We start from the raw sequence: 10988 nt of genomic DNA, 5'->3' as shown, positions 1-10988 counted from the left end.
GCCCCGACGCGGCGGAGGCCGCGGGAGCGGGCCCCGACGCGGCGGAGGCCGCGGGAGCGGGCCCCGACGCGGCGGAGGCCGCGGGAGCGGGCCCCGATCGGGGTGATGCGGCGGAAGCTGACCTCGACCGGGCTGATGCGGCGGAAGCTGACCCCGATCGGGTCGAGGCAGCCGAAGCGGGCCCGGATGGGGCGGGGGCGCCGGTCACCCCCTGAGGTCTCCGGAAAGCGGCGGAGACCGAGGCGGGGCCGAGACCGGGCTACTGCCGGGTACGAGCGGGCCCGCTGGACCCGCGCGGGCTCTCACCCGGGTCGCGAACGGTCCGGTTCCTGCCGACGCCGTCACGTCCGACACCTCCCCGGCCACCGAGCACCGCGCGATCGTCGCCCCCTGCGCCCGCGCCACTCTGCCCGCCAGGGCGCACGCGGCCGCCCGGCCCTCACTCCAGTGCTCGGCGGCCGCGAGCGCCGCGAGGTCGGCCGCGCCGCCTGCCCGGTGCCGGGCCTCGACCGCCCGGCCCAGGGCCAGCAGGCCGCCGAAGAGCGCCCCGACCGCGGCCAGAGCCACGACCACCCACATCGTCGAGGAACCCCGGTCCGAGCCCACCCAGCCCGGCCGCCACCTCCTGCCTCGCCTCGTATTTCCTCTCGTCCCTCCCCTCGTGCCTCGCCTCGCCCCTTCCCTCACGCCTCCCCTCGTGCCTCGCCTCGCCCCTTCCCTCACGCCTCCCCTCGTGCCTCGCCTCGCCCCTTCCCTCACGCCTCCCCTCGTGCCTCCCCTCGTGCCTCGCCTCATGCGTCCCTTCATGGGGCCCCTCCCGTCTCCTCCGCCGCCGCGACGGCCTGCGCGCTCAGGTCGAGGGCGAGGAGGCCCGGCCCGGCCGCCCGCGCCCGCACCGTCACCCGGACCAGATCGCCTTCCCGGCTCACCTCGATCCGCGCACCGGACGGGGCTGCCTGGCGCGCGGCGCTGATCGCGGCGTCCCGCGCTTCCTGCCGGGCCACCGCTCTGGCCCCCGTCCGTGCCGCATCCACACACCGGATCTGCGCCGCCGCCGCGAGGAGCGCCCAGACCAGTGCCATCGTGAACATCACCAGCACCGGCAGCACCACAGCCGCCTCGGCGGTCACCATGCCCCGGTCCCGCCGGCGCCCGCGCACCGACTCAGAACGACCCATGGAGCGCCTTCGCCACCAGCGACTGCAACGCCGACTGCACGGCGTCGCTCGTCATCACCTGGTACAGCAGCCCGGCGAAACCCACCGCCGCGACCAGGCCGACGGCGTACTCGGCACTGACCATGCCCGCATCCCGCCGCGCGGACCGCACCACCCGCACATAGTGCAGCGCTCCTGCCCGCAGCCGCCCATACGACCGTTCCCAACGCGTACCTGACATCACAACCCCAACCCCTTCGCATCTCAACGTTGTTGACCTCTCGCCCGTACGGCCGGGCCACGCCACAGGCGTCACCTCAGCGGCCGCCCAGCGCCCCGTCCGCGAGGCCGATCACCACGGGCAGCACCCCGATCACGAGGAACGCGGGCAGGAAGCACAGCCCCACCGGCGCCGTGATGATCACCGCGGCCCGACGGGCCACCGCCGTCGCCCGGCGCCCTCGCTCGGCTCTGCACTCCGCGGCGAACCGCGCTACGGGTGCCGCCGCCGGCGCCCCGGACTCGCCCGCCCGCTCCAGCAGCCGGACCAGGGCCCCGGCCCCCGGTATCGCGGTCAACTCCCGCCATGCCACGTTTGGTTCACCGCCCAGCCGTACTTGCGCCGCCCCTCGCGCCATCGCCCGACCGACCGGCCCGCCGGCCGACTCCCCTACGGCCCGCGCGGCCTCCACCGGTTCCGCACCGGCCGCGATGCACGCCGCCAACAGGTCGGCAATCAGGGGTAGTTGTCGTTCGGCCTCGGCACGTGCTCCCGCGCTCTGCGTCGGCGCCGTTCGCGCCCGCTCATCCCTGCCTCGCCGCCACCGCCATACGGCGACACCCGCGATCGCCCCGACCACCAGCCCGGCCGCACCGCCGACGAACACGTATCCGGCACACACCGCCCCGGCCGCCGGTGCCCACCGCCGGACCGCGACCGGCAGCCCCCACGAACGCCGACCCGGCCGCACCTCGGCCGCCGCCAGGACCAGCCGTACCCGTCGCCACGCCGCCCGTTCCCGTCGCCGCGCCCCGACCTCCCGCATCAGCCAGGCCATCAGCACGACAACCCACAGCACTACCCCCAGCCTGTGGAAAACCTCCATCGCCTCTCACCTCCTCGGTTCGTTCGGGTCGCGGAGTCCCACGACCCGGCCCCACGCCCTTCGGGGACGCAGGTGGGCGCCGTGCTCGACCCTGCAGCCGACGCACTCCCCGCACCCATTTGCACCCGCGCTCATGTGCAACCCGTACCGACACTCAGCGCCCCGCACCCACCGCCAGGCCCTCCCTCGCCCCTCCGCGCCCAGCACCCACCGCCGGGCCTTCCCTCACCCCTCCGCACCCCGCACGATCCGCACGGCCCACCACATCCCCGCCGCTTCCAACGCCCCGCCCACCACCAGGCACGCCACCCCTGCCCCGGTATGCAGCAGCACCCGCAACGGCTGGGCACCCAGCGCCGAACCGAGCAGCAATCCGAGCACCGGCAAGCCGGCGAGCATCACCGCCGTGGACCAGGGGCCCGCCAACTGGGCTCTCAGGTCCGCCCGTTGATCCCGCTCGGCTCTCAGGGCCCCCGCCAACCGTTCGAGCCCGGCCGCCAGCCCGGCGCCGCGGTCCACGGCCACCCGCCAGCACGCCGCAAGCCCGTGGAGCCCTTCCGCCCCCGGCTGCCGTGCCGCCTCCCGCAGCGCGCCGGACACGTCCCCGCCGAACCGCGCGGCCGCCACCACAGCCGCGCCCCTCGCGCCGACCGGCACCGCGGACTCGCGTACCGCGACAGCCAGCGCCTCTCCCGGCTGCCGCCCGGCCCGCACCTCGCCCGCCATCAGCCCGCACAACCTGATCACCGCGTCCCCGCACCGCTCCCGCTCCCGCCGGGCCTCCCGTGCCCGCCGCGCCCGCGCCGCTCCGGGTACGGCACAGAACCCGAGCACGAGCGGCAGCGGCGACGCCCCGACGAGCCCGATCACCGACCCGGCGACCACACACCCCCATTCGGGCCGCACCCGAGCCCAGCCCCACCACCGCTCGACCGCGCACCACCACCCCGACACCGCCTCCTCGCCCGGCCCGACGCCCAACACCCTCCGAGCCCGACGCACCTCGGCATCCCGCCGCCCGGCCGCCCAGAGCACAGCCACCACTCCCAGCACCCCCACCACCGCTCCCGTCACCACCCCGCTCCTCACGGCGACCCCACCCCCAACAGCTCTCCGAGCCGCGCCCACCCCTGCCCCGGCACGAACCCCCGCTCGCCCCACTCCAGCGCCGACACCGCCCGCACCCAGCCCGCCGCGTCCCGCTCCAGCACATGAACCTGCGCGACCCGACGCCGCCCGCCCCGGTCCCGTACGAGATGCAGCACCACGGACACCGCAGCCGCCAATTGACTGTGCAGCGCCGCCCGATCGAGCCCCGCCGCCGTCCCCAGGGCCTCCAGACGCACCGGGACATCACTCGCCGCGTTGGCGTGCACGGTCCCGCAGCCTCCTTGGTGCCCGGTGTTGAGCGCGGCGAGCAACGAGACGACCTCCGCGCCGCGCACCTCCCCGACCACCAACCGGTCGGGCCGCATCCGCAGCGCCTGCCGCACCAGGTCCGCCAGGTCGACGGCCCCGGCACCCTCCTGATTGGCGGGCCGGGCCTCCAGGCGCACCACGTGCGGATGCTCGGGCCGCAGCTCGGCGGAGTCCTCGGCCAGAACGATCCGCTCCCGCGGCCCGACCAGTCCAAGCAGCGCGCTCAGCAGCGTCGTCTTGCCGCTGCCCGTACCCCCGCTGATCAGGTACGACAGCCGGGCGTCGAGCAGCGCCCGCAGGACCCGGTCGCCACCCGGCGGTACGGTCCCCGCCGCCACCAGTTCCTCCAGCGTGAAGGCGCGTGGCCGGACGACCCGCAGCGACAGACAGGTGCAGCCCACCGCGATCGGCGGCAGCACCGCATGCAGCCGTGTCCCGTCGGGCAGCCTCGCGTCCACCCAGGGCCGGGCGTCGTCGAGGCGCCGCCCCACCACGGCCGCGAGCCGCTGCGCCAGCCTCCGTACGGATGCGGCGCTCTCGAAGACGACCCCGGTCAGCTCCAGGCCGCCGCCTCGGTCGACCCACACCTGATCCGGCGCCGACACCAGGACATCCGTCACCGACGCGTCCGCGAGCAGCGGCTCCAGTGGTCCGGCACCCACCAGTTCGGACCGCAACTGCCCGGCCGCTCCCAGCACTTCGGCGTCGCCCAGGATCCGCCCCTGCGCCCGTAGCGCCTCGGCCACCCGAGCGGGTGTCGCCTCCGCCCCGTTCTCCGCGAGCCACTGACGTACTCCGTCCAGCATCCGCGCCCCGACCACCGCGCTCACCAGCGATCCCCCGCATCCGCCCCGCACCACACCCACATCAGAACCACCCCGTTCATCCCGTCCAGCTCATCCAGCTCGTCCAGCTCGTTCACGACGTACTCGCCCCCGCCCCCGCCCCTCAGGGGCCTTCCTCCACCCCCACCGGCATCCGCTCCCAGAACGCCGCGCAGAACCGCCCCAGCGGCCCGCTGAGCCCAAGCCCCGACCCAAGCCCCGGCCCGTGTCCCGGCCCCGAGCCGGGTCCGGTCCCCGACGCGCCCGCCGCCGCCCGCTCGTCCACAGGCACCTCACCCGCCAGCGGCAGCGCCAGCAGCCGCGCCACCTCGTCCCCGTCGAGCACCCCCGCCCCCGGGACGGGCGCCGTCACCACGCGCAGGTCCCGCAGCACCATGCCCACCGCCCCGGCCACCCGCCGGGCCGCCGCGACGGCCCGGAGCTCCGGTGGCACCACGAGGAGGCCCAGGTCGAGCTGGGCCAGCGCCTCCACCGAGCCGGCGTCGACCCGGCGCGGCAGGTCCACCACGACCACTCCGCCCCTGCGCCGGCCCGCCGCGAGCACCGCGCGCACCGCTTCGGGCGGCACCGCGGCCAGCTCCCCGCGGTCCCAGCTGAGCAGCCGCAGATCGTGCAACCGGGGCAGCGACTCCTCCAGGGCGGTGCTGCCGACGCGCCCCCGGGACTGGGCGAACGCCGGCCAGCGCAGTCCGTCCACCGCTTCCCCGCCGAGCAGTACGTCGAGCCCGCCGCCCAGCGGATCCGCGTCGACCAGGAGCGTGCGCCGCCCCGCCCGCGCGGCCGCCACCGCCAGCGCGCACGCCAGCGTCGAGGCGCCCGCTCCCCCACGGCCGCCGATCACCCCGACGGTCAGCGCGGGCCGTCCCACGCCCTCGGCGACATCGGCGATCCGGTCCATCAGCCATTGCTCGCCGTCGGGCAGCATCAGCACATGGTCGGCGCCGATCTCCACGGCCCGCTGCCACACCCCGGGATCGTCCTGGTCACGCCCGACCAGCACGACACCACGCCGTCGGGCCACCCCGCGCAGTCGCCCCGCGGCATCGTCCCCGACCAGCACCAGGGGCGCCCCCTCCCAGCTGCCTCTGCCCGCGGGCGCCCCGTGCCCGACCTCGGGCCGCACGCCGGCCGCGGCGCACAGCCGCAGCAGGTCGTCCAGCAGCTCCACGTCCTCCGTCACGATCAACGGTGCGCGCCGCACACCCCGCGCCTCACCCGCCATGGCTTCCACCACGATCCGTCCCCCGTCTCCGAGCACACCCGAGGACGCCCGCACCCGCGGGCGATCCGATCCGCCGCGAAGCCCGGCGCCGAAGCGCCGAATACCAACCGCCCCAGCACAGCGCGGCCATAACGAACCGGCCATGAACACCGATCCGAACTTCGCGTCCGGAATCACCGTGCAGCGATCCCGTAAATCGTGTGGATCTTGGTCAATAACTGTGGACGCGAGAAGGCTTGTGAATATCCCCTTCACCCATACCAGTGACACAGTGAAGGCCGCCCGAACCCTCCGCAGAGCAGCCTCTCGGTCACAGACCGTGACGAATGCGGAGCGACGCAACTCCCGTAATCAGAGCCGGAGTCGGGGGCGTGGAGGCAAGAAAAAAGGACCCGAAAACGGGTCCGGACATGCGACGACCCCCGCCGGGGGGGAGAGCGGGGGTCGTCCCCTCGGTCTGACTCGGGGGGGGGAGGAGCCAGACCGGGGTTAGCACGGTCGCGAACGATCCGTGACTTCCATGGTGTACCCGAGAGGCTTCTCAAGCAAACCCACGCGCCACAGCTTACGCCGAATGGTGGGCGCCTATGCTCAAACTCGTGGAAATCCAGTCCTTGACCCACTCCATGCCGCGCACAGCGGCCTTCTTTGACCTGGACAAGACGGTCATCGCAAAGTCGAGCACGCTCACCTTCAGCAAGTCGTTCTACCAAGGCGGGCTGATCAACCGCAGGGCCGTGCTGCGCACCGCGTACGCGCAGTTCGTCTTCCTCGCCGGAGGCGCCGACCACGATCAGATGGAGCGGATGCGCGCGTATCTCTCGGCGCTCTGCCGCGGCTGGAACGTGGAGCAGGTGAAGGAGATCGTCGCCGAGACGCTGCACGACCTGATCGACCCGATCATCTACGACGAGGCGGCGTCCCTCATCGAGGAACACCACACCGCCGGCCGCGACGTCGTCATCGTCTCCACCTCGGGCGCCGAGGTGGTCGAGCCGATCGGCGGGCTGCTCGGCGCGGACCGCGTGGTGGCCACGCGCATGGTCGTCGGCGAGGACGGGTGCTTCACGGGCGAGGTGGAGTACTACGCCTACGGGCCGACGAAAGCGGACGCGATCAAGGAGCTCGCCGCATCCGAGGGATACGACCTCGCGCGGTGCTACGCGTACAGCGACTCGGCGACGGATCTGCCGATGCTGAGCGCCGTGGGGCACCCGCACGCGGTCAACCCGGACCGTGCGCTGCGCCGTGAGGCACTCGCGCGCGAGTGGCCGATTCTCGACTTCCACAAGCCGGTCAGGCTCAAGAAGAGGCTGCCGAACCTCTCCGCTCCGTCGCGTCCCGCTCTGGTCACAGCCGCCGCTGTGGGCGCCGCGGCGGCCACCGCGAGCCTCGTCTGGTACGTCAGCCGACGCCGGGCGCTGTCCGCTGCACAGTAGGAGCCCGAAAAGGCGCCCGTTTCGTCCCTACTTGATTGTAAAAGTAAAGAAGTGCATCCAGGGCTTCCGCTTCTCCCAGGGGAGGAGTACAAAGGAGTCAACGGCCCGCGAGACCAAGGACATCCGAGAGGATCACCTTTAACCGCAACCGAGGCCCCACGGACCGAAGCATGAACACCGGGCACCCACGCGACGTCGACCCGTCGATTACGGGCCAGCCGCACCAGGCCACGGGCAACGTCCCGACCTGATGGGCATATATCGAGGACGCTTGGTAACCCGGCGCGTCATGCCAGCGGCGGTACGAGATCTCGTACCGCCGCAACCCTTTTCCACACCCGTTTTCGCGCCCTACGCGGCGCCGCGCTGGAGCGCCTCGCACACCGCGGTGGACTCCCTGACGCCGAACTCGACGGCCTTGCCGCAGTGGGCGATCCACGCCGCCATCCCCTCCGGCGTACCGGACACATAGCCCTCGAGCGCGGCCGCGTACGCCGCCCTCCCCAGCTCCGCGTGCCCCACCTCCGCGGGACAGATCGACTTCGGGTCGAGGCCGCTGCCCACCAGGACGACGCGTTCGGCGGCGCGGGCGACGAGGCCGTTGTGCGAACCGAAGGGGCGCAGTGCCAGCAGCTCGCCGTGGACCACAGCGGCGCTCACCAGGGCGGGCGCCGAACTCCCCGCGATGATCAACTGAGAGAGCCCCTCGAGTCGGCCCGCCACCTCGTCCGCCTCCGGCAGCGGAAGCTCGATGAGAGGCTCGTCGACCGGTTCGCCCGCCGTACGCGGACGCCCGACCGCATCCCCTCGGTCGGCCGCGGCGACCAGGTGCAGCCGCGCGAGCACCCGGAGCGGCGACTGGCGCCAGATCGACAGGAGCTGTCCCGCCTCGGCGGTGAGCCGCAGGGCGGCGCCGACCGCGGGGGCCTCGGCGTCGCCGTCCCCGCCGCTGAAGTCGGTACGCCTGCGCACCTCTTCGAGCGCCCAGTCGGCACCGGACAACGCCGCGCTGCCGCGCGCGCCACGCAGCGCGGCCTCGGAGGTGACCTCGTTGCTGCGGCGCCGCATGACCCGGTGTCCGTAGACCCGGTCCACGGCCTTGCGCACGGAGTCCACGGAGTCGCTCACGCCGGGGAGCGTGCCGAGCGTGGCAAGGGGATCGGCTGTCGTACTCATGAGTACGACAGTACGGGCCGGGGGCCGCCCGTCCACGAAGGAGTGGTCTTCTTCACGCGCGTGAGGCACGCAGCGCAATCACACCGCTACCGTAGGTGAACATGAAGATCGCTTTCGTAGGGAAGGGCGGCAGCGGCAAGACCACGCTGTCCTCGCTCTTCGTCCGTCACCTCGCCGCCACGGGATCCCCGGTCGTCGCCGTCGACGCCGACATCAACCAGCACCTCGGAGCCGGGCTCGGGCTCGACGAGGACGTCGCCGCCGAGCTGCCCGCCATGGGCGCGCGGCTGCCGCTCATCAAGGACTATCTGCGCGGCTCGAACCCACGGATCGCCTCGGCCGACACGATGATCAAGACGACGCCGCCCGGGGAGGGCTCACGGCTGCTGCGCGTCCGGGAGAACAATCCGGTGTACGACGCCTGCGCACGGCCCGTGGAACTCGACGGCGGCGCCGTGCGTTTGATGGTCACCGGCCCCTTCACCGAAGCCGACCTCGGTGTCGCCTGCTACCACTCCAAGACCGGAGCGGTGGAGCTCTGCCTGAACCACCTCGTCGACGGCAGGGACGAGTACGTGGTGGTCGACATGACCGCCGGCTCCGACTCCTTCGCCTCGGGCATGTTCACCCGCTTCGACATGACCTTCCTCGTCGTCGAGCCGACGCGGAAGGGCGTCTCCGTCTACCGCCAGTACAAGGAGTACGCCCAGGACTTCGGCGTCGCCCTGAAGGTCGTGGGGAACAAGGTGCGGGGCGAGGACGACGCCGACCTGGACTTCCTGCGCTCCGAGGTCGGCGACGACCTGCTCGTCACCGTCGGGCACTCGGACTGGGTGCGCGCCATGGAGAAGGGACGCCCGCCGCGTTTCGAGCTCCTGGAGGAGGCCAACAAGGCGGCTCTGCGGACCCTTCAGGCCGCCGTGGACGCGACGTACGAGGCCCGCGACTGGGAGCGCTACACGCGCCAGATGGTGCACTTCCACCGGAAGAACGCACAGAGCTGGGGCAACGAGAGGACCGGAGCCGATCTGGCGGCGCAGATCGACCCCGGTTACGTCCTTCAGGAGAGCGTCATCGCCCCTGCCTGACGGGGTTCACGACGTGGTGGCCGGTGCGCTCGCGTCCTTCTTGGGTGCAGGGGCCGGCTTGTCGGCGAGGAAGGTGTCCCAGCCGTGTTCGGGCGCCTTCCCGACCTCGAGGCCGGTGAGCTTCTCCAGGGTCTTCGGGTCCTGCGCGTCGAGCCAGTCGGCGAGCTGCCGGAAGGAGACGCAGCGGACCTCGGGCTTGTTGCAGACCGTCTCGACCGTCTGCTCGACGGCCCGCATGTAGACGCCGCCGTTCCAGGACTCGAAGTGGTTGCCGATGATCAGCGGGGCGCGGTTGCCCTTGTAGGCGCGATCGAAGCCCGCCACCAGGCTGTCGCGCATCTGGTCGCCCCAGTACTGGCGCTTGCCGGGGTCGCCGTGCACCGTGCCCGACTGGTTGACCATGAAGTTGTAGTCCATGGTGAGCTGCTCGTAGGAGTGCCCGCGGAAGGGGACGAGCTGCATGGACAGGTCCCACAGACCGTCCTTCTTCTTGGGCCACAGCTGGTTGTTGACGCCGCTGGTGTCGTAGCGGAAGCCCAGGTCGTGGGCGGCGCGCATGAAGTTCTTCTGGCCTTCGAGGCAGGGGGTGCGGGCGCCGACGAGTTCCTTCTCGTAGTCGAAGGGCAGCGGGTCGGCCTTCTTCAGGCCGGTGTTGGTCTTCCAGGCCTTCACGAAGGACTTGGCCTGCTGGATCTCGCTCTTCCAGTCGGACACCGACCACTGGCCGACGCCGCCGCCGCTGCCGCAGAAGTGGCCGTTGAAGTGGGTACCGATCTCGTTGCCCTCGAGCCAGGCGCCGCGCAACTGCTCGACGGTGTCCCGGATTCCCTCGGCGTCGTTGAAGCCGATGTCCGAGCGGCCGGGCGAGTGCTGGGGCGGGTGGTAGAGGTCCTTCTTGGCGCCCGGGAGCAGGTACACGCCGCTGAGGAAGTACGTCATGGTCGCGTTGTTCTTCTCGGCGACCTTGCGGAAGTGCGAGAAGAGCCGCTGACTGTCCTCTCCGGCCCCGTCCCAGGAGAAGACCACGAACTGCGGGGGTTTCTGGCCGGGTCTGAGTCGCTCGGCGCGCGGCAGATGCGGCTGCCGACCGGTGTACGCGGTCGAGCCGTCGCCGATCAGCCGTACCGCGCTGCCGGGGGCGGCGGGCGCGGCCTTCTTCGGGCCTTCGGCACCGCCCTCGGTCCTACGGTCGGTCCGGGCGCCGGTGTCACTGTTCGCACAACCGGCGAGGGCCGCGGCGCACGCCGCGGCGGCGGCGACGGCCGCGGTGATCCTCAGGGTGGCGATCCTCTGGGTGGCGGCCATCTTCCGCCCACCTACTTCCTTGGAGTCGGCCTGCAAGACGGTGATTGCGAGAAACGCCCGCGGGTGCACGGGCGGCGCGGTCAACGTCGCATGAGGTTCGCGCACAATTTGTACGACAAGCCGACTTAAATTCCTATTCACTCTTCAGAGTGATTTCTTACCCCATTTGCCTCATTTATCCGGCCCCAAACTTTACTCTGCATTACGATCCATTTACCGAGCGTTGTATTT

12 protein-coding genes are annotated in these 10988 nt (G+C 72.3%); 3 read left to right on the top strand and 9 right to left on the bottom strand.

What is annotated here, in order from left to right; all coding sequences use genetic code 11:
• Positions 1–215: hypothetical protein (locus ABD366_RS21610; RefSeq protein ID WP_344442270.1), on the top strand; the 215-nt coding region annotated here is incomplete at its 5' end.
• Here the strand turns inward: ABD366_RS21610 and ABD366_RS21605 are convergent.
• The 7 genes from ABD366_RS21605 to ssd form a co-directional block, all read right to left on the bottom strand.
• Positions 205–579: an Rv3654c family TadE-like protein gene (locus tag ABD366_RS21605; RefSeq protein WP_425576967.1), complete on the bottom strand. Its 375-nt coding sequence runs from the start codon at positions 577–579 to the stop codon at positions 205–207. The two genes, ABD366_RS21610 and ABD366_RS21605, sit on opposite strands and share 11 nt — an antisense overlap.
• Before the next feature lie 224 nt (positions 580–803).
• Positions 804–1133, bottom strand: a complete 330-nt coding sequence (locus ABD366_RS21600; protein ID WP_425576965.1) for a TadE family type IV pilus minor pilin — start codon at positions 1131–1133, stop codon at positions 804–806.
• Positions 1134–1164: 31 nt separating this feature from the next.
• Positions 1165–1398, bottom strand: a complete 234-nt coding sequence (locus tag ABD366_RS21595) for a DUF4244 domain-containing protein (protein WP_324770488.1) — start codon at positions 1396–1398, stop codon at positions 1165–1167.
• Between the two features lie 76 nt (positions 1399–1474).
• On the bottom strand, positions 1475–2263 hold the full coding sequence (locus tag ABD366_RS21590) for a type II secretion system F family protein (RefSeq protein WP_324770486.1): 789 nt from the start codon (positions 2261–2263) through the stop codon (positions 1475–1477).
• A gap of 225 nt (positions 2264–2488) precedes the next feature.
• Positions 2489–3337: a type II secretion system F family protein gene (locus ABD366_RS21585; protein ID WP_324770485.1), complete on the bottom strand. Its 849-nt coding sequence runs from the start codon at positions 3335–3337 to the stop codon at positions 2489–2491.
• A gap of 11 nt (positions 3338–3348) precedes the next feature.
• Positions 3349–4488, bottom strand: coding sequence for a TadA family conjugal transfer-associated ATPase (locus ABD366_RS21580; protein ID WP_324770490.1), 1140 nt, complete (start codon positions 4486–4488; stop codon positions 3349–3351).
• Between the two features lie 142 nt (positions 4489–4630).
• Positions 4631–5749, bottom strand: coding sequence for a septum site-determining protein Ssd (gene ssd / locus ABD366_RS21575; RefSeq protein ID WP_344442282.1), 1119 nt, complete (start codon positions 5747–5749; stop codon positions 4631–4633).
• Between the two features lie 587 nt (positions 5750–6336).
• Between ssd and ABD366_RS21570 the strand changes: the two genes are divergently transcribed.
• The gene (locus tag ABD366_RS21570; protein WP_324771289.1) at positions 6337–7188 is read left to right on the top strand and encodes an HAD family hydrolase; all 852 of its coding nucleotides are present in this window, start codon (positions 6337–6339) and stop codon (positions 7186–7188) included.
• 351 nt (positions 7189–7539) lie between these two features.
• Here ABD366_RS21570 and ABD366_RS21565 read toward each other — a convergent pair whose 3' ends face one another.
• A complete protein-coding gene (locus ABD366_RS21565) occupies positions 7540–8364 on the bottom strand; it encodes a Fic family protein (RefSeq protein WP_324771290.1) in 825 nt (274 codons plus the stop codon).
• A 101-nt stretch (positions 8365–8465) separates the two neighbouring features.
• Between ABD366_RS21565 and ABD366_RS21560 the strand changes: the two genes are divergently transcribed.
• The gene (locus ABD366_RS21560; protein WP_324771291.1) at positions 8466–9452 is read left to right on the top strand and encodes an ATP-binding protein; all 987 of its coding nucleotides are present in this window, start codon (positions 8466–8468) and stop codon (positions 9450–9452) included.
• A gap of 6 nt (positions 9453–9458) precedes the next feature.
• On the opposite strand, the gene ABD366_RS21555 is transcribed toward ABD366_RS21560, so the two are convergent.
• A complete protein-coding gene (locus ABD366_RS21555; protein WP_324771292.1) occupies positions 9459–10757 on the bottom strand; it encodes a polysaccharide deacetylase family protein in 1299 nt (432 codons plus the stop codon).
• Positions 10758–10988: the final 231 nt, after the last annotated feature.

It is taken from the genome of Streptomyces kunmingensis (assembly GCF_039533535.1).
Classification (GTDB): Bacteria; Actinomycetota; Actinomycetes; order Streptomycetales; family Streptomycetaceae; genus Streptomyces; species Streptomyces kunmingensis.
Note: the sequence above shows the minus strand (reverse complement) of the source record. Positions and strands in the feature narration are given on the sequence as shown.

Excerpts from the sequence above, each read along its gene's own strand:
- ABD366_RS21605 (WP_425576967.1), bottom strand. The coding sequence starts at position 579 with ATGTGGGTGGTCGTGGCTCTGGCCGCGGTCGGGGCGCTCTTCGGCGGC.
- ABD366_RS21600 (WP_425576965.1), bottom strand. The coding sequence starts at position 1,133 with ATGGTGACCGCCGAGGCGGCTGTGGTGCTGCCGGTGCTGGTGATGTTC.
- ABD366_RS21595 (WP_324770488.1), bottom strand. The coding sequence starts at position 1,398 with ATGTCAGGTACGCGTTGGGAACGGTCGTATGGGCGGCTGCGGGCAGGA.
- ABD366_RS21590 (WP_324770486.1), bottom strand. The coding sequence starts at position 2,263 with ATGGAGGTTTTCCACAGGCTGGGGGTAGTGCTGTGGGTTGTCGTGCTG.
- ABD366_RS21580 (WP_324770490.1), bottom strand. The coding sequence starts at position 4,488 with ATGCTGGACGGAGTACGTCAGTGGCTCGCGGAGAACGGGGCGGAGGCG.
- ssd (WP_344442282.1), bottom strand. The coding sequence starts at position 5,749 with ATGGCGGGTGAGGCGCGGGGTGTGCGGCGCGCACCGTTGATCGTGACG.
- ABD366_RS21570 (WP_324771289.1), top strand. The coding sequence starts at position 6,337 with ATGCTCAAACTCGTGGAAATCCAGTCCTTGACCCACTCCATGCCGCGC.
- ABD366_RS21565 (WP_324771290.1), bottom strand. The coding sequence starts at position 8,364 with ATGAGTACGACAGCCGATCCCCTTGCCACGCTCGGCACGCTCCCCGGC.
- ABD366_RS21560 (WP_324771291.1), top strand. The coding sequence starts at position 8,466 with ATGAAGATCGCTTTCGTAGGGAAGGGCGGCAGCGGCAAGACCACGCTG.
- ABD366_RS21555 (WP_324771292.1), bottom strand. The coding sequence starts at position 10,757 with ATGGCCGCCACCCAGAGGATCGCCACCCTGAGGATCACCGCGGCCGTC.